The sequence below is a fragment of the Polynucleobacter sp. genome (genome assembly GCF_030693775.1).
Lineage (GTDB): Bacteria > Pseudomonadota > Gammaproteobacteria > Burkholderiales > Burkholderiaceae > Polynucleobacter.
Genome location: NZ_JAUXZY010000005.1, coordinates 333422 through 359188 on the forward strand (window position 1 = coordinate 333422; position 25767 = coordinate 359188).

At 49.9% G+C, this 25767-nt stretch carries 29 protein-coding genes; 3 read left to right on the forward strand and 26 right to left on the reverse strand.

The annotated features are described in order from the left end of the window. Positions 1-22: 22 nt before the first annotated feature. From tatA to hisI, 4 genes are read right to left on the reverse strand one after another with little or no spacing between them, the layout of a single operon-like run. Entirely contained in the window at positions 23-256 is a 234-nt protein-coding gene (gene tatA / locus Q8M75_RS09715; protein ID WP_305488933.1) for a Sec-independent protein translocase subunit TatA, read from the reverse strand. Positions 257-273: 17 nt separating this feature from the next. Further along, complete coding sequence (locus Q8M75_RS09720; protein ID WP_305488934.1) at positions 274-630, reverse strand: histidine triad nucleotide-binding protein; 357 nt, start codon at positions 628-630, stop codon at positions 274-276. A 47-nt stretch (positions 631-677) separates the two neighbouring features. Further along, positions 678-1064: a phosphoribosyl-ATP diphosphatase gene (locus tag Q8M75_RS09725; protein WP_305488936.1), complete on the reverse strand. Its 387-nt coding sequence runs from the start codon at positions 1062-1064 to the stop codon at positions 678-680. Positions 1065-1073: 9 nt separating this feature from the next. Continuing rightward, positions 1074-1478, reverse strand: a complete 405-nt coding sequence (hisI, locus tag Q8M75_RS09730; protein WP_305488937.1) for a phosphoribosyl-AMP cyclohydrolase — start codon at positions 1476-1478, stop codon at positions 1074-1076. 111 nt (positions 1479-1589) lie between these two features. Here hisI and Q8M75_RS09735 point away from each other — a divergent pair, with 111 nt between their 5' ends. Beyond that, a complete protein-coding gene (locus Q8M75_RS09735) occupies positions 1590-1943 on the forward strand; it encodes a type II toxin-antitoxin system RelE/ParE family toxin (protein WP_305488939.1) in 354 nt (117 codons plus the stop codon). A gap of 3 nt (positions 1944-1946) precedes the next feature. Continuing rightward, positions 1947-2267: a helix-turn-helix domain-containing protein gene (locus Q8M75_RS09740; RefSeq protein ID WP_305488941.1), complete on the forward strand. Its 321-nt coding sequence runs from the start codon at positions 1947-1949 to the stop codon at positions 2265-2267. Here the strand turns inward: Q8M75_RS09740 and hisF are convergent. From hisF to hisB, 4 genes are all read right to left on the reverse strand, one after another. Continuing rightward, on the reverse strand, positions 2264-3022 hold the full coding sequence (hisF, locus tag Q8M75_RS09745; RefSeq protein WP_305488943.1) for an imidazole glycerol phosphate synthase subunit HisF: 759 nt from the start codon (positions 3020-3022) through the stop codon (positions 2264-2266). The genes Q8M75_RS09740 and hisF overlap by 4 nt on opposite strands. A gap of 3 nt (positions 3023-3025) precedes the next feature. After that, positions 3026-3802, reverse strand: coding sequence for a 1-(5-phosphoribosyl)-5-[(5-phosphoribosylamino)methylideneamino]imidazole-4-carboxamide isomerase (gene hisA / locus Q8M75_RS09750; RefSeq protein WP_305488946.1), 777 nt, complete (start codon positions 3800-3802; stop codon positions 3026-3028). A 15-nt stretch (positions 3803-3817) separates the two neighbouring features. After that, positions 3818-4489, reverse strand: coding sequence for an imidazole glycerol phosphate synthase subunit HisH (hisH, locus tag Q8M75_RS09755; RefSeq protein ID WP_305488947.1), 672 nt, complete (start codon positions 4487-4489; stop codon positions 3818-3820). Positions 4490-4569: 80 nt separating this feature from the next. Continuing rightward, the gene (hisB, locus tag Q8M75_RS09760; RefSeq protein WP_305488949.1) at positions 4570-5157 is read right to left on the reverse strand and encodes an imidazoleglycerol-phosphate dehydratase HisB; all 588 of its coding nucleotides are present in this window, start codon (positions 5155-5157) and stop codon (positions 4570-4572) included. 139 nt (positions 5158-5296) lie between these two features. Between hisB and hisC the strand changes: the two genes are divergently transcribed. Beyond that, positions 5297-6364 carry a histidinol-phosphate transaminase gene (gene hisC, locus Q8M75_RS09765; protein WP_305488951.1) on the forward strand — a complete coding sequence of 356 codons (1068 nt, stop codon included), beginning with the start codon at positions 5297-5299 and terminating at the stop codon, positions 6362-6364. Here the strand turns inward: hisC and Q8M75_RS09770 are convergent. The 18 genes from Q8M75_RS09770 to Q8M75_RS09855 all read right to left on the reverse strand — a co-directional run bounded on the left by Q8M75_RS09770 (position 6357) and on the right by Q8M75_RS09855 (position 25755). Next, on the reverse strand, positions 6357-6677 hold the full coding sequence (locus tag Q8M75_RS09770; RefSeq protein ID WP_305488953.1) for a DNA-binding transcriptional regulator: 321 nt from the start codon (positions 6675-6677) through the stop codon (positions 6357-6359). The two genes, hisC and Q8M75_RS09770, sit on opposite strands and share 8 nt — an antisense overlap. After that, complete coding sequence (locus Q8M75_RS09775; RefSeq protein ID WP_305488955.1) at positions 6664-7050, reverse strand: type II toxin-antitoxin system RelE/ParE family toxin; 387 nt, start codon at positions 7048-7050, stop codon at positions 6664-6666. The genes Q8M75_RS09770 and Q8M75_RS09775 overlap by 14 nt, the downstream gene beginning before the upstream one ends. 78 nt (positions 7051-7128) lie before the next feature. Then, positions 7129-8463: a histidinol dehydrogenase gene (gene hisD / locus Q8M75_RS09780; protein WP_305488958.1), complete on the reverse strand. Its 1335-nt coding sequence runs from the start codon at positions 8461-8463 to the stop codon at positions 7129-7131. Between the two features lie 5 nt (positions 8464-8468). Next, positions 8469-9095 (reverse strand): ATP phosphoribosyltransferase, encoded by a 627-nt coding sequence (hisG, locus tag Q8M75_RS09785; protein WP_305488960.1) that lies wholly within the window; start codon positions 9093-9095, stop codon positions 8469-8471. Positions 9096-9102: 7 nt separating this feature from the next. Beyond that, positions 9103-10365: a UDP-N-acetylglucosamine 1-carboxyvinyltransferase gene (murA, locus tag Q8M75_RS09790; RefSeq protein ID WP_305488963.1), complete on the reverse strand. Its 1263-nt coding sequence runs from the start codon at positions 10363-10365 to the stop codon at positions 9103-9105. A 52-nt stretch (positions 10366-10417) separates the two neighbouring features. After that, the gene (locus tag Q8M75_RS09795; protein ID WP_305488965.1) at positions 10418-10666 is read right to left on the reverse strand and encodes a BolA family protein; all 249 of its coding nucleotides are present in this window, start codon (positions 10664-10666) and stop codon (positions 10418-10420) included. A gap of 40 nt (positions 10667-10706) precedes the next feature. Further along, complete coding sequence (locus Q8M75_RS09800; protein WP_305488968.1) at positions 10707-11486, reverse strand: ABC transporter permease; 780 nt, start codon at positions 11484-11486, stop codon at positions 10707-10709. Continuing rightward, positions 11483-12235, reverse strand: coding sequence for an ABC transporter ATP-binding protein (locus Q8M75_RS09805; RefSeq protein ID WP_305488970.1), 753 nt, complete (start codon positions 12233-12235; stop codon positions 11483-11485). The genes Q8M75_RS09800 and Q8M75_RS09805 overlap by 4 nt, the downstream gene beginning before the upstream one ends. After that, positions 12232-12498, reverse strand: a complete 267-nt coding sequence (locus Q8M75_RS09810; protein WP_305488972.1) for a lipid asymmetry maintenance protein MlaB — start codon at positions 12496-12498, stop codon at positions 12232-12234. Before Q8M75_RS09810 ends, Q8M75_RS09805 begins: the two co-directional genes overlap by 4 nt. 10 nt (positions 12499-12508) lie before the next feature. Further along, on the reverse strand, positions 12509-13153 hold the full coding sequence (locus Q8M75_RS09815) for a phospholipid-binding protein MlaC (RefSeq protein ID WP_371131786.1): 645 nt from the start codon (positions 13151-13153) through the stop codon (positions 12509-12511). A 108-nt stretch (positions 13154-13261) separates the two neighbouring features. After that, positions 13262-14032 carry a VacJ family lipoprotein gene (locus tag Q8M75_RS09820; protein ID WP_305488974.1) on the reverse strand — a complete coding sequence of 257 codons (771 nt, stop codon included), beginning with the start codon at positions 14030-14032 and terminating at the stop codon, positions 13262-13264. Continuing rightward, positions 14029-14511, reverse strand: coding sequence for an outer membrane lipid asymmetry maintenance protein MlaD (gene mlaD, locus Q8M75_RS09825; protein ID WP_305488977.1), 483 nt, complete (start codon positions 14509-14511; stop codon positions 14029-14031). Before mlaD ends, Q8M75_RS09820 begins: the two co-directional genes overlap by 4 nt. Before the next feature lie 34 nt (positions 14512-14545). Continuing rightward, positions 14546-15340 (reverse strand): lipid asymmetry maintenance ABC transporter permease subunit MlaE, encoded by a 795-nt coding sequence (gene mlaE, locus Q8M75_RS09830; RefSeq protein ID WP_305488979.1) that lies wholly within the window; start codon positions 15338-15340, stop codon positions 14546-14548. Further along, positions 15337-16188, reverse strand: coding sequence for an ABC transporter ATP-binding protein (locus Q8M75_RS09835; protein WP_305488982.1), 852 nt, complete (start codon positions 16186-16188; stop codon positions 15337-15339). The genes mlaE and Q8M75_RS09835 overlap by 4 nt, the downstream gene beginning before the upstream one ends. Before the next feature lie 35 nt (positions 16189-16223). Then, positions 16224-17687, reverse strand: coding sequence for a glutamate synthase subunit beta (locus Q8M75_RS09840; protein WP_305488985.1), 1464 nt, complete (start codon positions 17685-17687; stop codon positions 16224-16226). A 31-nt stretch (positions 17688-17718) separates the two neighbouring features. Next, positions 17719-22500: a glutamate synthase-related protein gene (locus tag Q8M75_RS09845; protein WP_305488987.1), complete on the reverse strand. Its 4782-nt coding sequence runs from the start codon at positions 22498-22500 to the stop codon at positions 17719-17721. Between the two features lie 198 nt (positions 22501-22698). After that, positions 22699-23406, reverse strand: a complete 708-nt coding sequence (locus tag Q8M75_RS09850) for a transposase (protein ID WP_305488989.1) — start codon at positions 23404-23406, stop codon at positions 22699-22701. 12 nt (positions 23407-23418) lie between these two features. Then, a complete protein-coding gene (locus tag Q8M75_RS09855; RefSeq protein WP_305488992.1) occupies positions 23419-25755 on the reverse strand; it encodes a penicillin-binding protein 1A in 2337 nt (778 codons plus the stop codon). Positions 25756-25767: the final 12 nt, after the last annotated feature.

Sequence of the window (25767 nt, forward strand, 5' to 3'; positions counted from 1 at the left end):
GGGGATTGCAATCATGTCTGGATTACTTATTGAGGTCTTTAGCCTGAACATCCACGGTTTTGTCAGCAGACGCGGTTTGCTGCGTTGCTGTCTGCGGAATTTGCTCTGCTTTGTCTTCGCCGGATTTCATGCCATCTTTGAAGCCTTTGACGGCGCCACCCAAATCACTACCCATATTGCGCAGCTTTTTGGTACCAAATACCAGCATCACGATAACCAGAACAACCAGCCAATGCCAAATACTGAATGAACCCATTTTCTGCTCTCCTTGTCTTATTTATTCCAGGGGCGCGGTCCGCCCATCACATGCAAATGCGTGTGATAAACCTCTTGACCCCCATCTGCACCATTATTCAGCGATAAACGGAAGCCGCCTTCCCGTCCGGGACGGCAACCTTGCTCGACCGCCAAGCGTGGTGCTAATGCCATCATTCTACCCAGCAATTGGGCGTCTAGGGGCGCATCTGCCTCTAGGGTGGTGATGTGGCGCTTTGGTATCAATAAAAAATGAATGGGGGCTGCCGGATTAATATCCTTAAAACCAAAAACCTCCTCATCTTCATAGACTTTTTGGCAGGGAATGGTTCCGGCAACAATTTTGCAAAAAATGCAGTTTTCGTGATTTTCCATGGTGTACTCGATCGAAATAGGGCTTTAGTACTGCAAAAGCAATGGTTTTAGCGTGTTCTGGCGGCTTTCTCGGCAATGCCAGAAACCCCCTCACGCCGAGTGAGCTCTGCCAAGACATCCTCGGGCCGCAGGCCAAACTGGGATAAAGCAACCAGGCAATGAAACCACAAATCAGCCATCTCTCCAACCAGAAGGGCTTGTTGCTCCGAAGCTAAATTGGCATTGCGGCTATCTTTTGCAGCCATCACGGTTTCGGTAGCCTCTTCCCCAATCTTTTTGAGGATGGAGTCATCCCCCTTAGAGAAGAGCTGGGCAATATAAGAGGATTTGGGATCAACCTTGCCTGCTGCCAAATCCGCCCGGCGACCATCCACCACATCCGCCAAGTGGGCCAGCACCGCATCTAAGTTAGGGGAATTATTGTCATTACTCATAAATGCATTCTATTCCACTGGCTTTTTCCAAGCACTCGTATTGGCATCCCAGTCTAAGAAAAAACAGCTGTGCTCACCCGTATGGCATGCAATGCCGTCTTTTTGATCCACCATCAACAAGATCGTATCGCCATCGCAATCCAAGCGAATATCCTTGACCGTTTGGGTGTGGCCAGATTCTTCGCCCTTGTGCCATAACTTTTGGCGTGAGCGTGACCAGTACACTGCCTCACCGATTTGCATGGTTTTAAGTAAAGCATCGCGGTTCATCCACGCCATCATGAGCACATCACCAGAGCCAAACTCTTGAGCAATCACCGGCACTAAGCCTTGCTCGTTCCAACTCACTGCATCCAGCCATGCGCCTGGAGTGAGATTGGGATTACGCTTAAATGATGGGGCGGGGGTATTCATAGGGTTTCATTCTGACAGAGTTGTCTACCGCACCCCAACTCGAGGCATGACTGTAAAAAAAATGAGCTGGGCGCCCATTGATAAATTATATCTAAATGGGTATAATTCGAAATGGATAAGTCATATAAACACGTACTATGGGTAGGGTCGTCTAAAAAAGATTTAATGGCGATGCCTGATGAGGTGAAGTCTGCGTTTGGGTTTGCACTGTATTTGGCACAACAGGGCAAGAAACATCAGAATGCCAAGCCGTTAAAAGGATTTTCTGGGGCTGGTGTACTGGAAGTTGTAGAGGATTGCCTTGGGGATACATTTCGTGCTGTTTACACCGTAAAGATTGCAGAAAATATTTACGTCTTACATTGTTTTCAAAAGAAGTCAAAGCGGGGCATAGAAACACCGAAACAAGATATTGATCTAATACGCGATAGACTAAAAATGGCCCAAGATCATGCTAAGGAGTAAGGAATGAATAGTATTGAAAAAAGTTCTGGAAACATCTTTGCTGATATCGGATTTGCCAATGATCAGGAGATGTTGGTAAAGGCCAACTTGGCTCTCAAGATTTCTGAAATTATTAGCCAACGTCGTCTAACCCAAATGGAAGCGGCTTTGGTCTTGGGTATGCCCCAGCCTAAACTATCCAAACTATTGCGCGGTCAATTTCATGGGGTGAGTGAGGCAAAGATGTTGGAATGCCTTAACAAACTGGGCCGAGATATTCAGATTGTGATTCGCAAAGCCAATCGAGATAAACGCATTGGGCGAACTAGCGTCGTCTTTGCCTAAAGCCGAACCGCTATTCCCTGGGCCGCCATAAATTCCTTGGCCTGCCTAACTGTATAGGTGCCGTAATGAAAGATGCTGGCCGCCAATACGGCGTCGGCCCGGCCTTTTGTAATGCCATCGACCAAGTGCTGCAAGTTACCAACGCCGCCGCTGGCAATCACTGGAACCGGCACGGCTTTGCTGACAGCTGCCGTAAGCGCAAGATCAAAACCATCTTGGGTGCCATCTTGATTCATGCTGGTGAGCAAAATTTCTCCGGCGCCTCGGCGACTGACTTCACTGGCCCACTCCACCACATCCAGGCCAGTTGCGGTTCTACCGCCGTGGGTAAATACTTCCCAGCGATTATCAGCAACCCGCTTGGCATCAATCGCCACCACAATGCACTGCGAGCCGTAGTGCGCAGCAGCGTCCGACACTAAATCAGGATTAGCGACCGCAGAAGAATTCATACTCACTTTGTCGGCGCCCGCATTAAGTAAACGGCGGACATCGCCAACGGCGCGCACACCACCGCCAACGGTCAGCGGAATAAATACTTGCGCAGCAACAGCTTCAATGATGGGCAGTAATAAATCACGACCATCGGATGTGGCGGTAATGTCTAAAAAGGTTAACTCGTCAGCGCCCTGCTCGTCGTAACGGCGGGCAATTTCGACGGGATCACCGGCATCGCGCAAACCTACAAAATTGATGCCCTTCACTACGCGCCCTGCAGTCACATCCAGGCAAGGAATAATTCGTTTCGTTAGCACAGTTTAGCTACTGAGCTTTTTTGCAATTAGCGCGGCGTACTTAGCCGTCTGCTCATCCGCATACTTCTGCGCGGTAGTCAGATCCAAATCGCCAGAATAAATTGAGCGACCGGCAATCACACCCATCACGCCCTCTTCTTCTGCTGCACAGAGCGCTTCAATGTCTTTGTTGTTGGATAGGCCACCACTCGCAATGATCGGAATGCGCACGGCTTGTGCCAGCTTAATCGTCGCCTCCATGTTCACACCCTTGAGCATGCCATCACGGCCAATGTCGGTGTAGACGATTGCTTCGACGCCATAGTCCTCAAACTTTTTAGCAAGATCAATTACTTCATGGCCGGTCAGCTTGCTCCAGCCGTCGGTAGCGACCTTGCCATCACGGGCATCAATACCCACCATAATGTGTCCGCTAAATGCAGTACAAGCGTCTTGCACAAAGCCAGGGCTCTTCACTGCCGCAGTTCCAATGATGATGGTACTAATGCCATCGTCGAGCAAACGCTCAATTGTTTCTAAATCCCGAATGCCTCCACCAAGTTGCACTGGAATGTCATCGCCTACTGCTTTAAGAATGGCTTTGATAGCGGACTCATTTTTAGGTTTGCCGGCAAAGGCACCATTAAGGTCCACCAAATGCAAACGGCGTGCGCCTTTGCTGACCCAATGTTTTGCCATTGCAGCAGGGTCTTCTGAAAAAACCGTAGCGCGGTCCATATCCCCCTGCTCCAAGCGAACGCAGTGGCCGTCTTTAATGTCAATTGCAGGAATCAGCAGCATGATGAATAGAAAAAATTAAGGTTGCCAGGTAGTAAAGTTTTGATAAAGCCGTAATCCGTATTCTGCACTCTTTTCTGGATGAAACTGCGTAGCAAAAATACTATCGCGTGCGATCGCAGATGTAAACCATGCACCGTACTCCGTACTACCTATAGTGTGATTTGCGTTTGCGGGCACCGCATAAAAGCTATGCACAAAATAAAAGGGGGTGAGATCCGGAATGCCTGCCCATAATGGGTGATCTTTGTCTTGCCGAACTTGATTCCAGCCCATGTGCGGCACTTTGTATTCTGATCCGTCGCTCTGCAATTGGCCGGTGAGCTCAAAACGCCGTACCTCACCCGGTATCAATCCCAAGCAGGGTGTCCATGCATCGCCGCTACTGCCTTGCTCTGCCCGAACCTCGCTACTACGATCCAGCAGCATTTGCTCGCCCACGCAAACGCCGAGTAGCGGCTTATTGTTTGCAGCGTGCAGTAAGGCGTCTAGTAAGCCTGATTCACCCAACTGTTTCATGCAGTCCGGCATTGCGCCTTGACCAGGCAAAACCACCCGATCGGCTTTTTGAATCTGTTCTGGCTTAGTCGCAATCAGAATATTGGCATCGGGCGCAACGCGATGGAAGGCCTGGTAAACGGAACGTAAATTACCCATTCCGTAATCAACGATGGCGATGGTTTGGGTCAACGGGAGACCTGTGGCTTAGCGACTAATGTAAGGACTGTAGTGCACGCAATGCAGAGCAAACCATGCACTTCCAACTTTGATTAGAGGCTACCTTTCGTGGAAGGAACCTGACCAGCTGCGCGCGGGTCTGGGGTCAGCGCCATGCGCAAGGCACGACCGAAGGCCTTAAACACCGTCTCGATTTGATGATGCGCATTGACGCCCCGCAAATTATCGATGTGCAGGGTCACACCAGCATGGTTTACAAAACCACGGAAGAACTCAATGCTTAAATCCACGTCAAAATCACCTACCCGCGCACGGGTAAATGGCACATGGAACTCCAAACCAGGGCGGCCAGAAAAATCAATCACGACCCGGGAGAGAGTTTCATCGAGGGGAACATACGAATAGCCATAGCGCGTAATGCCAGCCTTATCGCCCACTGCTTTGGCAATCGCTTGCCCCAAGGTAATTCCTACGTCTTCCACGGTGTGGTGGTCATCAATGTGGGTATCGCCTTTGGCGATGACCTTGAGGTCAATCATGCCGTGACGGGCGATCTGATCGAGCATGTGGTCTAAGAAGGGCACGCCCGAGGCGAGCTCGGCTTTGCCTGTGCCATCTAAATTGATGACTATCTGAATTTGGGTTTCCGAAGTGTTTCGGGTAACGTCAGCTTGCCGCATACATCTAAGCGCCTGTAGGCGAAGTGTTGATTGAAGCCTCATAATATCATTGCCGTTGGATTTGTTGTATTTAAATCATTCACTTAGCCTTTGGTTTTTTGCCCTGCGGCATTGTTTAACGTTACCGAGAAGAATTTCGATGAGTCGCTTTTGGAGCCCCGTTGTACAAACACTAACGCCCTATGTTCCAGGGGAGCAGCCGCAGATGGAGCGGCTGGTGAAGCTCAACACCAACGAAAGCCCTTACGGCCCATCGCCCAAAGCGCTTGCCGCAATTGCCGCTGAAAATACCAGCGACTTACGCCTTTATCCGGATCCCGAGGGTACCCGACTAAAGCAAGCAATCGCCACCCTCCATGGCCTAGACCCCAAACAGGTGTTTCTGGGCAACGGTTCAGACGAAGTCTTGGCCCACGTTTTTCAGGGTCTACTCAAACAAAAATCGGCCATTTTGTTTCCGGACATTACGTATAGCTTCTATCCGGTCTATTGCAAACTGTTTGGTATCGAATATGAAACCGTTCCTTTGAGTGCTGATTTTGCAATCAATCTGGATGATTACGCCAAACTCAATGGCGGTATTATTTTTCCCAATCCCAATGCCCCCACTGGCAGGTCCATCCCCCGCTCCGAGATTGAGCGACTGCTCAAGAAAAACTCCGGCTCCGTGATCGTGGTGGATGAGGCCTATGTCGACTACGGTACCGAATCCTGCATACCCCTACTGCGTGGCCCAAACTGCCCTGAGAATTTATTGGTTAGCCACACCTTATCGAAGTCCCGTGCCCTAGCAGGACTGCGAGTTGGCTTCGCTGTAGGTCACCCTGCTTTGATTGAAGGTTTGGAGCGAGTCAAAAATAGTTTTAACTCCTACCCCTTGGGTCGCCTTGCTCAAGCAGGTGCGATTGCCGCGATTGAAGATCAAGCCCACCTGGAGGCAATGTCTGCCAAGGTAAGCAAAACACGAGAAGTACTAACAAGCGCGCTAGACCGCCTGGGCTTTGAAACGCTTCCATCCACTGCCAATTTTGTTTTTACACGCCACCCTAAGCATGCTGGCGCCACGCTTTATCAACAACTGCGTGAACGCGGCATCATCGTACGTCACTTTAAGTCACCTCGGATTGATGCCTTCTTGCGCATCACCATTGGCACAGATGAGCAGAATCAGGAATTGATTAGGGCCTTAGAGGAATTCGTTAAATAAAGGCCTCAAGCCCTTTATTTTTTAGAATAGACAACAGCTTTAGCGATGGGCCGCTTGGTTTCTTTTCACCAGTCTCCCATTTTTGTACTGTTGATGTGCTGGTATTGAGCACAAGAGCAAAAACAGCTTGGCTGAGTCGCTCCCTCATTCGCAATTGCTTGATTGATTTAGGCTCTATGGCTTTTACCTCTAGGCTTTTTAATGCCTCGAATTCAGCTATTTGCTTTTTGCTGACTACACCTGCTTTTTTTAGGTCAGCAAAGGTTTCCGTCATTTCATCAATGATGCGGCTTTTTGTCTTAGTGGCTGCCATATTTCACCTCTATCAATATTTTGTCGTTTAACAGTTTTTCAATTTTTGAAGATGTTGACTCTAATAGTGATTTCGCATTTTTCTGCAAATAAGCTAGCTCGACATTATTAATGTTTGCCCGCTCATTCTTTTCAAAACCATATATAAAGAACCAATGAGTGCTTAGCTTTGTGGCTATGATCGTTCTAACCCCATGGCTTTTGCCACGATTACCAATGGCTATGCGTTTCTTAAATACATTACAACCCAAATCCGCATCGTATAGCCCCTTTGAAATTTCCATAACTGCACCAACTAGGTCCTGATCTGTGAGCTCAGAACTTTTGAGCCATTTAGCGAATATTTTTGTTTTAAAGATTCGTTTTTTGCCCATACATAACTATACCACTAAGTGGTATAGTTTTCAAAAAAAATACATCCCAACATTTACAGCATGGAATTAAAAAGGATGTTACTTCTTCAAGCGCATTTCAGCAGCCCTAGCATGGGCTTGCAAGCCCTCACCATGCGCTAGCGTGCTGGCAACTTTACCTAAGGTTTGTGCGCCGGCTTCGCTGACTTCAATCATGCTGGAGCGCTTAATGAAGTCATAGACGCCCAGTGGCGATGAGAAACGCGCTGTGCGTGCTGTCGGTAAAACGTGATTGGGTCCAGCGCAATAATCACCGAGTGATTCACTGGTGTAATTACCCATGAAGATTGCGCCTGCATGGCGAATGAGCTCAGCCCACTTTCTCGGCTCCTGCGCGCAAATCTCTAAATGTTCTGCAGCAATTGCATTGGCGATCGCACATGACTCTGCCATGTCTTTTACCTGAACCAGTAATGCCCGGTTAGTGAGCGATGTCCGAATTACTTCCTGGCGTGGCATCTCGGGCAAGAGGCGATCGATGCTGGCTTGTACCGCTTCAATAAATTGTGAATCGGGCGTCAGCAAAATCGACTGCGCCAATTCATCGTGCTCGGCCTGCGAGAACAAATCCATGGCAACCCAATCGGGATTGGTTGTGCCATCGCACAGCACCAATATTTCTGAGGGGCCTGCAATCATGTCGATGCCAACCGTACCAAATACGCGGCGCTTCGCGGCAGCAACATAGGCATTGCCGGGACCGACAATCTTATCCACCGAAGGCACGGTATCTGTACCGTAGGCCAAGGCAGCAACGGCTTGGGCACCGCCAATCGTAAACACCCGATCAACCCCAGCCAACCAAGCGGCAGCCAGCACTAAAGGGTTACGCGCGCCATCCGGTGTTGGCACCACCATAATGACTTCTTGCACGCCAGCGACCTTCGCTGGAATGGCATTCATTAAAACCGATGAAGGGTAAGCCGCCTTACCACCAGGCACATAAATACCAACACGATCTAGTGGCGTAACCTTTTGGCCTAAACGTGTTCCATCGGCTTCGGTGTATTCCCAAGAATGGCAACCCGCTTCGATGCGCTGTTGTTCGTGATATGCCCGCACTCGGCTTGCGGCAATATCCAATGCATTTTTTTGCTCGGACGGTAACTGCAGATAGGCCTGCTCGAGATCACCGCGCGCGATTTCTAAATCGGCAACGCTTTTTGCTGTATTGGCAATGCTCAGTCGATCAAAACGCTTGGTGTAGTCGAGCACCGCTGTATCACCGCGCGCTTTGACATCGGCCAAAATGCCCATCACTGCGGCATCAATGGCATTGTCATCTGCACTAGGCAGAGACAAGCTGGCCATCAGCGTCGCTTTGAAATTCGCATCGCTGCTATTGAGGCGCCTGATCTTAACTGAGCCTGGCATGGGTCTTACTTCAGCTGCTCAAAAAAGGGTTGTAGCTGGGCACGCTTACGCTTATAAGATGCTTGATTCACCACGAGGCGTGCACTGATATCGGCAATGGCTTCGACCTCAACCAAGCCGTTGGCTTTTAAGGTGTTGCCTGTCGACACTAAGTCAACAATGGCGTCTGCCAAGCCGACCAAGGGGGCGAGCTCCATTGATCCATACAACTGAATCGTATCGATGTGCACCCCTTTATTGGCAAAGTGCTCGCGAGCGCAGTTCACATATTTAGTTGCCACCTTCAGGCGCGATCCTTGACGAACGGCTTCGGCGTAATCAAAACCAGCGCGCACGGCAACCGACATACGGCATTTGGCAATACCCAGATCAAATGGCACATAAAGACCATCTGTGCCTTTTTCCATTAAGACGTCCAAACCGGCGACCCCAAAATCTGCACCACCAAACTGCACATAGGTTGGCACATCAGAGGCGCGCACAATGATCAAGCGAACATCGGGATTCGAGGTCTCAATAATGAGCTTACGTGACTTTTCAGGGTCCTCCAGCGGCCGAATGCCGATCTTGGACAGAATCGCTGTTGTCTCTTCGAAGATACGGCCCTTAGAGAGGGCGAGGGTCAATTTCATGGAACTATTATTTCACGCGCTCGATGTTTGCGCCCAATTGGGTTAATTTTTGCTCCATCCGGTCATAACCGCGGTCTAAGTGGTAAATCCGATCAACAATCGTCTCCCCCTGAGCCGCAAGACCAGCAATCACGAGGCTGGCGGATGCCCGAAGGTCTGTTGCCATCACCGTCGCGCCCGACAAAGCCTCAACGCCCTGGGCAATCGCGGTATTGCCCTCAATCGCAATATCGGCGCCCAAGCGGTTGAGCTCTTGCACGTGCATAAAGCGGTTTTCAAAGATCGTTTCAGTAATGGTCGAGCTGCCTTGTGCAATGGCATTCACGCTCATCAACTGTGCCTGCATATCGGTTGGGAAGGCGGGATACTCCGAGGTGCGAAAGTTCACCGCCTTTGGGCGCCCTTGCATCTTGGCCCGAATCCAATCGGGTCCAGTCTCTACTTGCAAGCCCACTTCACGTAATTTGACTAAGACCGCATCCAAGGTATCCGGACGGCAGTGCTTGACCAGAACATCACCACCGGCGGCAGCAACGGCACACAAGAAAGTGCCGGCCTCGATTCGGTCCGGGATAACGCTATGCTCTGCGCCGTGCAAGGCATCTACGCCTTCGATGACGAGCTTATCGCTGCCAATGCCGGTAATCTTGGCACCCATTTTGACGAGTAGTTCAGCTAAATCACTCACCTCGGGTTCGCGCGCGGCGTTCTCCAAGGTGGTTATTCCCTTAGCCAATGTTGCTGCCATTAAAAGGTTTTCGGTACCCGTGACGGTAATCATGTCGGTCAGAATCGATGCGCCCTGCAAACGCTCTGCCTTGGCTTCAATATTGCCGCCCTTGATTTTCATGGCGGCACCCATCGCCTTTAAACCCTTAATGTGCTGATCAACTGGCCTAGCGCCAATCGCACATCCCCCCGGCAAAGAAACCGTTGCCTTACCAAGGCGCGCTAATAAAGGACCCAAAACTAAGATCGATGCGCGCATGGTCTTCACGATGTCGTACGTGGCCTCAAAGCTAGTGATGTTGGCTGCATTTAAGATGAGGTGTGTGCGATTGTCCGGATTAGGGAAATCAACTTGCACGCCCATGTTTTTAAGTAACTTAAGCATGGTGCGCACATCCTGCAGATCAGGCACATTGCGTAATTCGATTGGTTCCTTACTTAAAAGGCAGGCACACAAAATCGGCAGGGCTGCATTCTTAGCCCCCGCTATCAGCACTTCGCCTTGCAGCGGCTTTCCGCCAATCATTTTTAACTTATCCATTGCGCTTTATTTTCTTTTTATTGCTTCGTGCTTCATGCAAATTGCTACTGACTTATTGACCCGATTTGCCTGCAAACTCAGCTGGTGTCAATGCCTTAATCGATAAGGCATGCACTTCCGCTTTCATGCGATCACCCAGTGCGGCATACACCAATTGATGACGCTGAATCAAGCGCTTGCCCTCAAACTCAGGGCTCACTACCGTTGCATAAAAATGCTGGCCATCGCCCTCTACCGCAAGGTGGCTGCAAGCAATGCCTTGCTGAATATAGGACTGAATTTGTTCTGGGGTTGGAAACATCGGTTACTCCATAAAGTAAAGCAATTGAATTCAATTCTGCTTAATGCCGTAATTTATACCCGGTTTTAAGCATGCGCAATGCGGCCAACGAGACTGCTAAGAAAAATCCACTGACGATAGCAAAGCTCATCCACGGGGAAACATCCGACACACCAAAAAAGCCATAGCGAAATCCGTCAATCATATAAAAGAAGGGATTGAAATGCGATACCGTTTGCCACACCGGTGGTAAGGTATGAATTGAATAGAAGACGCCCGATAACATCGTAGCCGGCATGATTAAAAAGTTCTGAAAAGCAGCCAGTTGATCAAACTTATCGGCCCAGATGCCAGCTATCAAACCCATGCTACCTAAAATGGCTGCGCCCAGAAAAGCAAAAACGATGATCCAAATCGGGTATTCAAAACTCGGTTGTACAAACCAAGCAGTAATTAAGAAAACGCCCAAGCCAACTACTACACCCCGCACGACCGCAGCCAGCACATAGGCCGCATAAAACTCCAGATTGCTCAGCGGGGCCAGTAGAACAAAAACCAAATTGCCGGTGATCTTAGACTGAATTAAGGAGGATGAGGTATTCGCAAAGGCATTTTGCAATAGACTCATCATCACGAGACCTGGAATCAAAAAGGCGGTATAGCTGAGGTGGCCATACATTTCCACCTTACCTTCCAGTACGTGGCCAAAGATCAAGAGGTACAGTACTGCGGTCAACACCGGCGCGGCCACCGTCTGAAACGCAACCTTATAAAAGCGCTTTACCTCTTTGCGCAGTAGCGTCGGAAAGCCACTGCCATAGTCAAATGGGGCATGCTTCATGCGGCGTTTCCAGACATGATGTGAACAAAGACATCTTCCAAATCAGCCGCCTCACCATTTTGTTTTTTTGTACCGCCAAAGCGAGAAAGCAAATTAGCGGTGGTGTCTAGAGCTACAACCTTGCCTTGCTTTAGCATCGCAATGCGCTGACACAAGGCCTCAGCCTCTTCTAAATAATGAGTAGTTAATACGATAGTGTGCCCATCGTGATTCAGTCTGCTAATAAACTGCCACAGGGATTGGCGCAACTCGACATCCACTCCCGCCGTTGGCTCATCCAGCACAATCACCGGCGGGCGATGTACCAGCGCTTGCGCAACTAAGACGCGGCGTTTCATGCCGCCGGATAGAGAACGCATATTGCTATCGGCTTTACCCGTCAAATCCAGGTTAGCCATGATCTCATCGATCCACGCATCGTTATTACGAATGCCAAAGTATCCCGACTGAAAGCGTAAGGTTTCGCGTACTGTAAAGAAGGGGTCAAAAACCAATTCTTGTGGCACCACACCCAGCTTGCGGCGCGCCTCACGGTGGGTCGACTGCACATCCACGCCCATAATCGAAGCACTGCCGTGGTCTGGCTTACACAGCCCAGCCAAAATGGAGATTAGGGTTGTTTTGCCAGCGCCGTTAGGGCCGAGTAGGCCAAAAAACTCACCTTCATGGATAGTCAGCGAAACCTCATCTAAGGCTTGCAAGACGCCATACTGCTTTGATACGCCTTTAATCGAGATTGCAGAAGTCATGCTGCTGGCGTGCCCAACAACTCAGCAACGCCGTAAACCTGAGCCAATACGCACAATTTCGGTGGCGGACTTACTAAGATCAATTCACGCTGAACCTGTCGTAATTTTTTTTGCCATGCGATCAAGACAGCCAGCGCACTGGAATCAAAATCGCTCAGTGCGGCACAATCCACTCTCTCCAGCTTGGCCAGATCACGCAATCCATCCGCCTCGACTGCTAAAGCATTTTGCTGGGTTAAGGTAGATGGCAGGGTATACGGCATAGCGCGTTTGTTAATTACCAGGACGAGCCGAGGCCAGCATCTTATTGCGTTCTTTTAAAAACGCGATCAGGCCATCAATGCCATTTTGATTAATTTGGTTTGTAAATTGATTACGGTAGTTCTCGACTAGCCAAACTCCCAAAACGTTGATGTCATAGACTCTCCAGCCGGCGGGTGTTTTTTCTAAACGGTAATCCAGCGGAATCGGGTCGCCACGACCCAGCACCACCGTGCGCACAATCACTTCGGTATCGGTAGGCGCTGCACGCAAAGCTTTGTACTGAACGGTTTGATCGCGCACCTGGCTTAATGCGCCAGAGTAGGTACGAATCAATAGGGTTTTGAATTCTGCAATCAGCTGAGCTTGCTGTTCAGGCGTGGCCTTTCTCCAATTGGGGCCCATCGACATCTCGGTGGTACGCCGCATGTCGGTATAAGGAACAATCTTCTTTTCTACTAAATCAACAACCCGCGCAATATTGCCCTTCTGAATTTCTGGATCTGCCTTAATCGAGGCCATCACCTCACTCACAATGCTACGAATTAATCCATTCGGAGTGGATTCATCGATCGGGGCATTTTGTGCGCTAGCTGGATTGATAAACCAGATTGCGGCCAGTGCAGTAAAGATGGAAATGGCGTGGCGGATATTGATATTCAATTGGGCTTCTCTTATGTGTTACAGCGCGATTTGAGTAGGTAGCGTAATTTTAGCCCGCCCTAGCAAACTCAGCAAAAGCGCTGCCATTTGCTATTCTGGAGTCTATTCGTAGGGATTTTGAAATGGCGGCAGTGTTTCTTCATCGTCATAACCCGCTTTGCTTTGCTCAATTTGATATTGACGACGCTGAATATACCCATCCCGCACAAAGGAGTACTTATCAAGGGCCGCACCCTCCAGAAGATCGCCAGCCTGGTAGTAGTTGTTTCGGGCGTTGACGATACGTAAGCCTGTCAGGCTGTTTCGCAAGGCAACATCAGGCAAGAGTCGAAGCAGATAGTCGGTCTCAATATCAGCCGCCGTTCCAAAGGTATCGCGTACCGAGCTCGGCCCGAAGAATGGCAAAACAACATAGGGGCCTGAAGGAATGCCCCATACGCCAAACGTTTGTCCAAAGTCAGCCTTATGTTTAGGCAGCCCTCCCGGAGTGGCCATGTCAATTAAACCGCCCAAGCCAAAAACCGTATTAACTACAACCCGCATCAAGCCTTTGGCTGCTACGCCGGGGTTGCCCTGCAACAACTGGTTCAGTGCAGAATAAATATCGTTGTAGTTGCCAAAGAAATTATCAATGCCATCCCGCGCGAAGGAGGGCACCACATAGCGATAACCGGTAGTTACCGGCTTGAGAACGTATGTGTCTAAGCCTTCATTGAAACTGAAAACAGAGCGGTTAAATGACTCCCATGGGTCTTGCGCCGAAGGCTGGATACCCGCCGGAATGCTTGCGCAGCCAATCATGCTGACGCACACGATCGCGATTAAACCACGCTTGGCGCTTTGCCTGAGAAAGAGTCGCAGCCAAAGAATCACTTCTTAGCGCCTTCATCTTTACCGCCATCAGCTGCCTTGTTATACAAAAATTGGCTGATGAGGTTTTCGAGAACAACGGCTGATTGGGTTTGCGTAATCATATTGCCCTGTGCCAACATTTGATCTGAACCGCCGGCCTCAAGCCCAACGTATTGCTCGCCCAGTAAGCCCGAAGTCAAAATCTTTGCGGACGAATCTTTCGGAAACTGGTAGCTGCGCTCGAGTGTCATGGTGACGGTTGCTTGGTAGGTTGTGTCATCAAAGCGAATGTCTGCAATGCGACCAACAACGACACCGGCACTTTTCACTGGTGCGCGTGGCTTTAAACCGCCAATATTGTCAAAGCGAGCAGTGATCGTATAGGTAGGCTGAAACGATACGGCATTCATATTACCGACTTTGAGGGCCAAAAAGAGAGCCGCCAATAAGCCAATGGCAACAAATATTCCGACCCAGACATCAATGGCACTTTTTCTCATATGGACCTCAGTTTAATCCTTCTGCATTTCATCATTAGTTCGAGAACATCAAGGCAGTCAGCAAGAAATCCAATGCCAATACCGCCAAGGATGAAATCACAACCGTACGGGTGGTTGCTTGCGATACCCCTTCTGGCGTTGGTTTGGCCTCAAACCCCTGATAAAGGGCAATAAACGTCACCACCACACCAAACACAATGCTCTTAATTAGGCCATTCCCAATGTCGGAGAAGAGGTCAACGCCTCCCTGCATTTGTGACCAAAACGCCCCCGAGTCAACACCAATTAATGGCACGCCGACAAAGTAACCGCCAATCACACCAACCGCAGTAAAGATCGTTGCCAAAATCGGCATGGAAATAATGCCGGCCCACAGGCGTGGCGCCACCACTCGGCTTAAAGGATCGACGGCCATCATCTCCATCGCACTCAATTGTTCACCCGCCTTCATCAGGCCAATTTCTGCAGTAAGCGAAGTGCCTGCCCTGCCCGCAAAAAGGAGGGCAGTAATTACGGGGCCCAGCTCACGCGTGAGCGACAAGGCAACCAACAAGCCTAATGCTTGTTCCGAGCCATAGCGATTGAGGGTGTAGTAGCCCTGTAAGCCCAAAACAAAACCAACAAATAAACCCGAGACCGCAATAATCACAAAGGAGTGATTACCAATAAAGAGAATTTGATCGGAAACCAAGCGTGGACGCTTTAATAGCGGAGCAGAGCGAGCCATCACTGCAATGAACATGCGCGTTGCATGGCCAAGACTAACAATATTGCTGCGGATAAAGAATCCGAGGTCGCCAAGCAAATCGATGGTTTTACGTACGATCATCGCGCGCCCACTTCAACAGCAAAATCATCCAGGAGGCCTGCGCCCGGATAATGAAATGGCACTGGTCCATCGGGAGAGGCATCCAAGAATTGGCGCACAAATGGATCGCTTGAACGATTGAGTTCATCGGGCGTACCCTGGGCACCAATGCGCCCATTGGCAATGAAGTAGACGTAATCTGCAATTGCAAATGTTTCTTCCACATCATGAGTGACCAGAATGCTCGTAGCACCAAGTGCAGTATTTAGATCACGGATCAAACGCGCTGTAATGCCAAGCGCTATTGGATCCAAACCGGCAAACGGCTCGTCATACATGATGAGCGGCGGATCAAGTGCAATCGCCCGGGCTAGTGCCACACGCCTTGCCATGCCGCCCGAGATTTGCCCCGGCATCAAGTCACGCGCACCACGCAAGCCCACAGCATTGAGTTTCATGAGCACAAGACTACGCAACAAATCCTCGCTGAGGTTGGTGTGCTCGCGCAGCGGAAAAGCAACGTTTTCAAAAACACTGAGGTCGGTAAACAGAGCGCCAAACTGAAACAGCATGCCCATACGCCGGCGCGCCTGCATTAACTCCGCACCACTCATTTGACCAACGTTACTGCCTTCGAATAAGACCTGACCTTCGCTTGTGGTGACTTGGCCACCAATTAAACGCAGAACGGTTGTTTTGCCACAACCCGAGCCGCCCATGACGGCGACTACCTTGCCGCGGCGAAACTCCATATTGAGGCCAGACAAAATCTGACGCTCGCCTGGTGCATACGAAAAGTTTACGTCCTGAATCGAAACAACAACATCATCTTTGCTGGTGTGACTTTGCGGAGATTCAGATTGATTCAATGCGTATCTTTTAATGAGTAGTCAATTATTCGATTTTAGAGCGGCAATACCGATGAGCCCATCAAATACGAATCCACTGCATGAGCACACTGACGGCCTTCCCGAATCGCCCAAACCACCAAAGACTGGCCCCGACGCATATCGCCGGCAGCAAATACCTTCGCTACATTGGTTTGGTAGGCTTTTTGACCTTCCACGTGGGCCTTCGCATTGCCGCGCGCATCTTTATCGACGCCAAATGCATTCAGCACTTGCTGCGCAGGAGATACAAAGCCCATGGCCAACAATACGAGATCGGCCTTGATCTCAAACTCCGAGTTTGGCACTTCTGTCATCTTGCCGCCTTGCCACTCCAAACGGACACCAATCAGTTTTTCAACCTTGCCGTTTTTACCCTCAAAGCGTTTTGTACCTACCGACCAATCGCGCTCACAACCCTCTTCATGCGATGAGGAGGTGCGCAACTTGGTTGGCCAATACGGCCAAACCAAGGGTTTGTTTTCTTCCTCGGGGGGCTGAGGTAACAATTCAAATTGGGTCACGTGATTTGCGCCGTGGCGATTCGATGTGCCAACGCAATCCGAACCGGTATCACCGCCACCAATGACCACAACGTGCTTACCGGTTGCGCGTATGCCATTTTGCAAATCGCCAGCGACTTCTTTATTTTGTGGAATCAAGAATTCCAAAGCGTAATGAATGCCCTCGAGTTCACGTCCAGGCACTGGCAAATCACGGGGTTGCTCTGCACCACCACTAATGATGACGGCGTCAAAGTCTTTCATCAACTGCTCTGGCGTGACTGTCTTACTCGAATAGTTTTTGACTTCCGCGCCCATTGCCTCTTTGCCAACATAAACGCCGGTAGCAAAGGTAACTCCTTCGGCTTGCATTTGCTCAACGCGGCGATCAATCAGCCACTTTTCCATTTTGAAGTCAGGAATGCCATAGCGCAGCAAGCCGCCAACCCGATCATTCTTCTCGTATACGGTGACATCGTGACCAACGCGCGCCAATTGTTGTGCGGCTGCCATACCAGCAGGGCCTGATCCGACAATCGCTACCTTTTTACCCGTTTTCGTTTTGGATGGCATGGGCTTAACCCAACCATTTTCCCAAGCCTTATCAATAATGGCGTGCTCAATGGATTTGATTCCAACGGCGTCCCGATTGATGCCTAATGTGCAAGCAGACTCGCATGGAGCAGGACAAATGCGGCCAGTAAATTCCGGGAAGTTATTGGTGGAGTGCAGTACTTCAATGGCATTTTTCCAGTCACCCTGAAATACCAGTTCATTAAAGTCCGGAATGATGTTGTTGACTGGGCAGCCGTTATTGCAAAACGGAATACCGCAATCCATGCAACGTGCGCTCTGCACTTTAGCCTCATCATCGCTCAGCGCAGCAACAAATTCCTTGTAGTGGTGTAAGCGCGTTACAGGAGCCTCGTAGGTTTCCTTAACACGCTCAAACTCCATAAATCCAGTGACCTTACCCATCTCAACTACTCCTTCAATATCGTGTTGTTACTTAAGCAATCGCTTTTGCATTTTTTTGCGCTTTTTCCCAAAGCTCACCCAATGCCCGTTTGTATTCAGTGGGGTGAACTTTAATAAAGCGAGCACGCGCCCGATCCCAGTCGGCAAGCAAGGCCTTCGCACGCTCAGATCCGGTATGCCGGAAATGGCGCTCAATTAAGGCTTTCAAAATGTGCTCGTCGCTGAGACGCTGACCACCATCCTTCACATCGATTGGTGCATGCCATTGGGATTCAGGAATGCTCGCAACCTGCTCTGCGTGGGGCAACACTTTTTCTAAAGTAGCCATGCTGGTATTGCAACGCTTTGCAAACAAGCCATCTTCGTCGTAAACATAAGCGATACCACCGCTCATACCGGCTGCAAAGTTGCGGCCGGTTTCACCTAGAACGACCACCGTACCACCCGTCATGTATTCACAACCGTGATCGCCCGTACCTTCAACTACAGCCGTTGCACCCGAATTACGAACTGCAAAACGCTCACCAGCTACGCCATTAAAGAAGGCTTCACCGCCAATCGCGCCGTACAAGACGGTATTACCAACAATGATGTTCTTGGCTGTATCGCCACGGAACTCATGTGGCGCGCGCACGATGACACGTCCACCGGATAAGCCCTTACCGACATAATCATTGGCATCACCAACCAAATCCAAGGTAACGCCATGCGCCAAGAATGCTGCGAAACTTTGACCAGCTGTACCGTTTAACTGAATATGAATCGTATCGTCTGGCAAACCAGCATGGCCATAACGCTGAGCGATTTCACCGGACAGCATTGCGCCTACGGTGCGGTTCACGTTCTTCACGGGAACAATGAAGGACACTTTCTCACCGCGCTCTAATGCAGGCTCGCTCTTTTCAATCAGAATATGGTCAAGAGCAGTGCCGAGACCATGGTCTTGCGTGAGCACTTGATAGCGCGGCACATCGGCTGGCACTGCAGGGACTGCAAAAATCTTACTGAAGTCCAGTCCATGGGTTTTCCAGTTATCAATGCCCTTGCGGGTATCGAGCAAATCAACCCGGCCAATCAAATCATCAAACTTGCGTATGCCTAATTGGGCCATGATTTCGCGTGCTTCTTCGGCAACAAAGAAGAAGAAATTAACCACGTGCTCTGGCTTACCCGCAAACTTTTTACGCAGCTCTGGATCTTGCGTAGCAACACCAACTGGGCAGGTATTCAAATGGCACTTGCGCATCATGATGCAACCTTCGACTACTAATGGTGCAGTAGCAAAACCAAATTCGTCCGCACCAAGTAAGGCGCCAATCACCACGTCACGACCGGTTTTCATTTGACCATCGGCCTGCACCCGAATACGGCTACGTAAACGATTGAGTACCAAGGTTTGCTGGGTTTCGGCAAGGCCAAGCTCCCATGGGGAGCCCGCATGCTTAATCGATGACAGGGGGGATGCGCCGGTACCGCCATCATGGCCCGCAATCACCACGTGATCGGCTTTGGCTTTCGCAACACCCGCAGCAACTGTGCCAACACCTACTTCGGAAACAAGCTTGACCGATACATCGGCGGCAGGATTGACGTTCTTGAGATCGTGAATCAGCTGCGCAATGTCTTCAATCGAATAAATATCGTGGTGTGGAGGCGGAGAAATCAAACCTACGCCTGGCACCGAGAAACGCAACTTACCAATGTAATCGGATACTTTGCTACCAGGCAACTGACCGCCCTCACCTGGCTTTGCACCTTGTGCCATTTTGATTTGCAGCTGATCAGCCGAACGCAGGTATTCGGTGGTTACACCAAAGCGACCTGATGCCACTTGCTTGATTTTTGAGCGCAAAGAATCGCCATCTTCCAATGGAATATTGGCTTCCACCACATCACTACCTAGAATGCTGGCAAGACTTTCGCCCTTGCGAATTGGAATTCCTTTGAGTTCGTTCTTGTAGCGATTCGGATCTTCACCGCCCTCGCCCGTATTGGATTTGCCACCAATGCGGTTCATGGCGATCGCTAAGGTTGCATGGGCCTCGGTTGAGATGGAGCCTAGGGACATCGCGCCCGTGGCAAAGCGTTTGACGATCTCTTTAGCAGACTCTACTTCATCGAGCGGAATGGCTTTTGTGGGATCCACCTTAAATTCAAATAAGCCGCGCAAGGTCATCTGACGCTTGCTTTGATCGTTGATGATGTTGGCGTACTCTTTATATGTCTGATAACCCTTGTCAGAGCCCGTGCGCGTTGCATGCTGCAGCTTTGCAATCGTGTCTGGCGTCCACATGTGGTTTTCACCGCGAACACGATAGGCATACTCACCACCTGCTTCGAGCATATTGCTGAGCACTGGATCGTTTCCAAAGGCTTGCTGATGCATGTGCAATGCCTCTTCGGCAATTTCAAACACACCAATACCACCCACATTCGATGGCGTATTTTTGAAATACTGCTGAATGACTTCCTGATTGAGTCCAATCGCCTCAAAAATTTGTGAGCCGGTATAGGACATATAGGTTGAGATGCCCATTTTGGACATCACTTTTTGCAAACCTTTGCCAACCGCTTTGACGTAATTCTTGATGGCTTTTTCGGGCGATAAGTCGCCAGGCAAACCTTTTGCCATTTCCGCCAAAGTCTCCATTGCCAAGAAGGGGTGAATGGCTTCTGCGCCATAACCTGCTAACAATGCAAAGTGATGGGTCTCGCGCGCGCTACCGGTCTCTACAACCAAACCAACGCTAGTACGCAAGCCTTTGGCAACCAAATGCTGGTGAATCGCAGAAGTCGCTAAGAGCGCTGGAATAGCAACGTGCTTCTCATCCACCTGGCGATCACTGATCAGCACAATATTGAAGCCAAGACTAACTGCATCGGCAGCTTCTGCACATAAGGACGCCAAGCGCGCCTCAATACCTTCTTTGCCCCAAGCGACTGGATAGCAGATATCCAATTCGTAGGTGCGGAACTTGCCATTGGTGTAGTGCTCAATGTGGCGAATCTTCGCCATCTCTTCAAAATCCAAAATGGGCTGACTTACTTCTAGCCGCATTGGGGGATTGATGTTATTGGTATCCAATAAATTAGGCTTTGGTCCGACAAACGAGACCAAGGACATCACCATGTTTTCCCGAATCGGATCGATTGGGGGATTGGTAACCTGAGCAAAGAGTTGCTTAAAGTAGTTGTAAAGGGATTTGTCTTTATTTGACAAAACAGCCAAGGGGCTGTCGTTACCCATTGAACCAATTGCCTCCTCGCCTGCTAAGGCCATTGGTGCCATTAAATACTTGAGGTCCTCTTGGCTGTAACCAAATGCTTGCTGGCGATCCAATAGCTTCGCAGCGGGTCGTATGTGAACCTGTTCATCGACACTGTCTTTTTTCGATAAATCAACTTCATCCAATTTAACGCGTACGGCATCAATCCAGCTCTTGTATGGCTTGGCTTTCGATACCGCATTTTTGAGCTCGACGTCATCAATGATGCGGCCTTGCTCCATATCAATCATGAACATCTTGCCGGGTTGCAAGCGCCACTTTTGTACGATCTTATTTTCAGGTACCGGCAAAACACCTGCTTCTGAGCCCATGATCACGAGGTCATCATCAGTGACGTAATAGCGCGCTGGGCGCAGGCCATTTCGATCGAGCGTCGCGCCAATTTGACGGCCGTCGGTAAAGGCCATGGCGGCAGGACCATCCCATGGCTCCATCATTGCCGCATGGTATTCATAAAACGCTCGGCGGTTCTCATCCATTAGGGTGTGCTGCTCCCATGCCTCTGGAATCATCATCATCATGGCTTGTGCCAAGGGATATCCTGCCATGACCAATAGCTCTAGGCAGTTGTCAAAGCAAGCCGTGTCCGATTGACCTGGATAAATTAACGGCCATAATTTTTGTAGATCATCGCCCAATACCGGCGAACTAATTGCGCCAGTACGTGCATTGACCCAGTTGACGTTTCCTTTAACGGTATTGATTTCGCCGTTGTGCGCAATCATGCGATAAGGGTGGGCCAATTCCCATGCCGGGAAGGTGTTGGTTGAAAAACGCTGGTGTACTAAAGCTAAAGCAGAAACGCAGCGCTGGTCTTGTAAATCTAAGTAATAAGCGCCTACTTGATTCGCCAGCAGCAGCCCTTTGTACACAATGGTGCGTGCCGACATCGATGCAACGAAATATTCTTTGCCGTGCTTTAAGTGCAAATCTTGAATGGCGTGACTCGCTGTTTTGCGGATGACATATAACTTACGCTCTAGGGCATCAGTTGTCATGATGTCGCGACCACGCCCAATAAAAATTTGGCGAATGAATGGCTCTGTCTTTTGTACCGTTGGTGACATTGGTAATTTCGCATCAATCGGTACATCACGCCATCCGAGTACAACTTGACCTTCCAAGCGAACAGTCCGCTCTAGCTCTTGCTCACATGCCAAACGCGATGCGCTTTCTTTTGGCAAAAAGATCATGCCCACACCGTACTCACCGAATGGGGGAAGTGTTATGCCTTGCTTGGCCATTTCCTCGCGATATAAGAGATCGGGTACCTGAATCAAAATTCCAGCACCATCGCCCATCAGCGGATCAGCACCAACAGCGCCGCGGTGATCTAAGTTTTCTAAGATCTGTAAACCTTGCGACACAATCGCGTGGGATTTTTTTCCTTTGATGTGGGCGACAAAGCCTACGCCACATGCATCGTGCTCATTTGCTGGATCGTATAAACCCTGTGCGATTGGGCGGATTGTTTCAGCCTCTACTAGCTGAGTATCTAAATTAATTTGGGAAATTTTGCTATTCATAATGTGTCTCGATAACGGCGCAAAAAAGGCGCTAAGGCGCGTGGGAGATCAAATATAGGGGAATACCCCTTTAAGTGCAATCTTTTTAATTGACTCTGTCCCATTTATATAGGCAGGCCTACCCGAGTAATTATTTTAATGGGGACAGAGTCGAATCGTGAGGGCTCATCGCCGCTCTTTCGGCGAGGTTCTGGCTGTTTAACTAAGATGTATTTTGGGAGGCTGCTGTTTTACCGGTCGTCCACGTGCGCGAATCTGGATTGCCTCTAGATCCCCCTTAAAGAGGGTTTTTGCATAGTCTGGGCTAACCCATGGCTTTGACCGCAGCACGGCTTCGGTAATTGCGCGGTCCTCCCAGTGGGGGGCGCCCTCTTTGACAAAGTCTGCCCAAGCCATTTGACGCTCAAATGGGGTATTTCCGAGCCCCCAAAACCGTGGGTGGTCTTGTAGCCATGCCTCGGCCTTGCCGCCGATGTGGCTGGCGTAACTTGTCCAAGGATAGTCGGCGGGTCGGGACTCAAGTCCGCTACGCACGGGATTAAGCTCGATGTAACGCTGGCAGCGAAGAAGGTAGTCGGGGTCAATGATAGAAGAGCGATAACGGCCCTCCCAAATGGTTCCGGTACGCCCATGCTTTTGATTAAAGAATTGCGCATAGCGCCGCCCTAAGGATTGCATTAGTTTTGATAGAGACTGTGGCTCTTTTGGGCTAAGGAGTAAATGCACATGATTGGGCATGAGTGAATATGCATGAACCGCTACCGAAAATTGCGCGGCTGCAGTACGCAGCCAATCGAGGTACATGGTGCAATCAACCGGCTCATGAAAAAGGATCTCGCGATTGTTTCCACGAACCAAGACATGCATTGCCTGACCCGGAATAACAATGCGCGCCTGGCGAGCCATTACGCCAGCCTCCTAGTTAACCGTACTCAAACCACCCGGCGGAGCAAAGTCAGGAATAAACCAATCTCCTCCCGACTGCACGACGCCAGCGGGAACCAGTCTGACTTGTTCAGGCTTGCCCTTGAGTGCAGTTGCCATAAATGAGGTCCATACCGGCAGTGCTAAGCCACCACCCGTTTCCCGGTCGCCAAGACTGCGCGGCCGATCAAAACCAATCCACGCTACTGCAACTACATCCGGGTTGTAACCTGCAAACCATGCATCGTGCGAGTCATTCGTTGTTCCCGTCTTGCCAGCCAAATCAGCACGGCCTAACTTACCTCTCGTGCTGGCTGCTGTTCCGGTCTTCGTTACTTCTTGCAACATACTGTCCATCACAAAGGCCGTGCGCGCATCGAGCACTCGAGTTGCGTCGACGCTGGCACGTACTGGCTGAGCCTCAAAGAGAACGTCGCCCTTTGAATCAATCATCTTACTAATTAGGTAAGGATCCACGCGGTATCCGCCATTGGCAAACACGCTATAGGCAGTTGCCATTTGTAGCGGCGTAACCGATCCGGCACCTAAAGCCATTGTTAGATAGGGTGGATGCTTTTCCGGCTCAAATCCAAAACGCTGAATGAAGTCTTGTGCATACGATGGACCGATTTTTCGGATCACTCGCACCGACACTAAATTTTTAGACTTGGCGAGTGCTGTTCTTAGCGGCATATACCCATCAAACTTACCATCGTAATTTTTTGGCTCCCATGCCTGGCTGCCAGTCTCTAAGCTACCAATGGATAAAGGCGCATCATTGACTGAAGTGCTGGGGTTAAACCCTTTTTCAACTGCGGCAGCGTAGATGAATGGCTTAAAGGCGGAGCCAGGTTGACGCTGCGCCTGGGTAACGTGATTGAATTGATTGCGACGAAAATCAAATCCGCCAACCAAGGAGAGAATCGCGCCATTTTCGGGATCCAAAGCAACAAATGCCGCCTCCACTTGAGGCAGCTGGGCTAACTTCCAGATGCCGCTGTCGGAAAGAAGGCGAACCACCGCGCCGGGACGTAAGCGTTTTTTAGGTTGTGAATTATCCGTTAGAGATGCTGATGCCAACTTTAAGCCATCCCCTTTAATAGAGATCACATCGCCCGTTGCAATCATGACCTGCAACTCTTTAGGCTTTACTTGCAGCACAACGCCCGATTGCAGTTCATCCAGTGGAGGGTAATCAAGCAAGGCTACGTCAATTGCGCGCTGCCGCTTCACCTCATCTTCGGGCAAATCAATAAAACCTTCTGGGCCGCGGTAGGCATGCCGTAAGTCATAGTCAAATATGCCGCGGCGCACGGCCGCATAAGCCGCATCCTGGTCAGCCTTAATCAAGGTGGTGTAAACGCTCAAGCCTTGTGAATAAATGGCTTCACCATATTGACTAAACAATAGTTGACGCACCATCTCTGCAGCAAAGTCAGCTCGTGTTGCAAACTCATTACCAAGACCGCGCACCCGCAACTGCTCTGCCATTGCCACCTGATATTGCTCCGGCGTGATGTAATTCAAATCGCGCATGCGCTGCAATATGTATTCTTGACGAATCTTGGCGCGTCGGAAATTACTAACGGGGTTATAGGCTGATGGCGCCTTAGGTAAGCCAGCCAACATCGCAGATTCTGCAATGGTCAAACTTTTCAGGTCTTTACCAAAGTAAATTTGCGCTGCGCTTGAAAATCCGTATGCTCGCTGACCTAAAAAAATCTGGTTCATATAGATTTCTAGAATCTTATCTTTCGATAACTTGGATTCAATTTCCCAGGCGAGCAAGACTTCATAAATTTTTCGGCTAAATGTTTTTTCATTACCTAAAAAGAAGTTGCGAGCCACCTGCATGGTAATCGTCGACGCCCCCTGAGAAAGGCGGCCACGTAAATTCGCCAAGCTTGCCCGTAACACCCCTAAATAATCGACGCCGCCATGGGAATAAAAGCGATCATCTTCAATTGCCAATACGGCATTTCGCATCTGCAGGGGAATCTCGGACAAAGGAACTACCGTGCGGCGCTCTTCACCAAACTCGCCAATCAATACTTTGTCGGCTGTAAAAACACGCAGCGGCTCTTTCGGCTTGTAGTCGACCAAGGCCGATATCGGCGGCAAATTCGGAATCGCGATAATGAATGCGTAGGCAATCAGCATGGTTACCATCACCCCACCCGCCAACGCAAAGACCAACAAGGCCTTAATCAGCGGCCCGCCAATGGTGCTCGATAGCGACACATTATCTGGGTGCGGACGGTAAGACCGACCGTCAGGCGATCGCTTGAGCGATGGCTTGACTGGTGGCTTGTCTTTAGGGGAGATCGCCATAAGGGGATTATA

Excerpts from the sequence above, each read along its gene's own strand:
- tatA (WP_305488933.1), bottom strand. The coding sequence starts at position 256 with ATGGGTTCATTCAGTATTTGGCATTGGCTGGTTGTTCTGGTTATCGTG.
- Q8M75_RS09720 (WP_305488934.1), bottom strand. The coding sequence starts at position 630 with ATGGAAAATCACGAAAACTGCATTTTTTGCAAAATTGTTGCCGGAACC.
- Q8M75_RS09725 (WP_305488936.1), bottom strand. The coding sequence starts at position 1,064 with ATGAGTAATGACAATAATTCCCCTAACTTAGATGCGGTGCTGGCCCAC.
- hisI (WP_305488937.1), bottom strand. The coding sequence starts at position 1,478 with ATGAATACCCCCGCCCCATCATTTAAGCGTAATCCCAATCTCACTCCA.
- Q8M75_RS09735 (WP_305488939.1), top strand. The coding sequence starts at position 1,590 with ATGGATAAGTCATATAAACACGTACTATGGGTAGGGTCGTCTAAAAAA.
- Q8M75_RS09740 (WP_305488941.1), top strand. The coding sequence starts at position 1,947 with ATGAATAGTATTGAAAAAAGTTCTGGAAACATCTTTGCTGATATCGGA.
- hisA (WP_305488946.1), bottom strand. The coding sequence starts at position 3,802 with ATGCTGCTGATTCCTGCAATTGACATTAAAGACGGCCACTGCGTTCGC.
- hisB (WP_305488949.1), bottom strand. The coding sequence starts at position 5,157 with ATGCGGCAAGCTGACGTTACCCGAAACACTTCGGAAACCCAAATTCAG.
- hisC (WP_305488951.1), top strand. The coding sequence starts at position 5,297 with ATGAGTCGCTTTTGGAGCCCCGTTGTACAAACACTAACGCCCTATGTT.
- Q8M75_RS09770 (WP_305488953.1), bottom strand. The coding sequence starts at position 6,677 with ATGGCAGCCACTAAGACAAAAAGCCGCATCATTGATGAAATGACGGAA.
- Q8M75_RS09775 (WP_305488955.1), bottom strand. The coding sequence starts at position 7,050 with ATGGGCAAAAAACGAATCTTTAAAACAAAAATATTCGCTAAATGGCTC.
- hisD (WP_305488958.1), bottom strand. The coding sequence starts at position 8,463 with ATGCCAGGCTCAGTTAAGATCAGGCGCCTCAATAGCAGCGATGCGAAT.
- hisG (WP_305488960.1), bottom strand. The coding sequence starts at position 9,095 with ATGAAATTGACCCTCGCCCTCTCTAAGGGCCGTATCTTCGAAGAGACA.
- murA (WP_305488963.1), bottom strand. The coding sequence starts at position 10,365 with ATGGATAAGTTAAAAATGATTGGCGGAAAGCCGCTGCAAGGCGAAGTG.
- Q8M75_RS09795 (WP_305488965.1), bottom strand. The coding sequence starts at position 10,666 with ATGTTTCCAACCCCAGAACAAATTCAGTCCTATATTCAGCAAGGCATT.
- Q8M75_RS09800 (WP_305488968.1), bottom strand. The coding sequence starts at position 11,486 with ATGAAGCATGCCCCATTTGACTATGGCAGTGGCTTTCCGACGCTACTG.
- Q8M75_RS09805 (WP_305488970.1), bottom strand. The coding sequence starts at position 12,235 with ATGACTTCTGCAATCTCGATTAAAGGCGTATCAAAGCAGTATGGCGTC.
- Q8M75_RS09810 (WP_305488972.1), bottom strand. The coding sequence starts at position 12,498 with ATGCCGTATACCCTGCCATCTACCTTAACCCAGCAAAATGCTTTAGCA.
- mlaD (WP_305488977.1), bottom strand. The coding sequence starts at position 14,511 with ATGAGAAAAAGTGCCATTGATGTCTGGGTCGGAATATTTGTTGCCATT.
- mlaE (WP_305488979.1), bottom strand. The coding sequence starts at position 15,340 with ATGATCGTACGTAAAACCATCGATTTGCTTGGCGACCTCGGATTCTTT.
- Q8M75_RS09840 (WP_305488985.1), bottom strand. The coding sequence starts at position 17,687 with ATGGGTAAGGTCACTGGATTTATGGAGTTTGAGCGTGTTAAGGAAACC.
- Q8M75_RS09845 (WP_305488987.1), bottom strand. The coding sequence starts at position 22,500 with ATGAATAGCAAAATTTCCCAAATTAATTTAGATACTCAGCTAGTAGAG.
- Q8M75_RS09850 (WP_305488989.1), bottom strand. The coding sequence starts at position 23,406 with ATGGCTCGCCAGGCGCGCATTGTTATTCCGGGTCAGGCAATGCATGTC.
- Q8M75_RS09855 (WP_305488992.1), bottom strand. The coding sequence starts at position 25,755 with ATGGCGATCTCCCCTAAAGACAAGCCACCAGTCAAGCCATCGCTCAAG.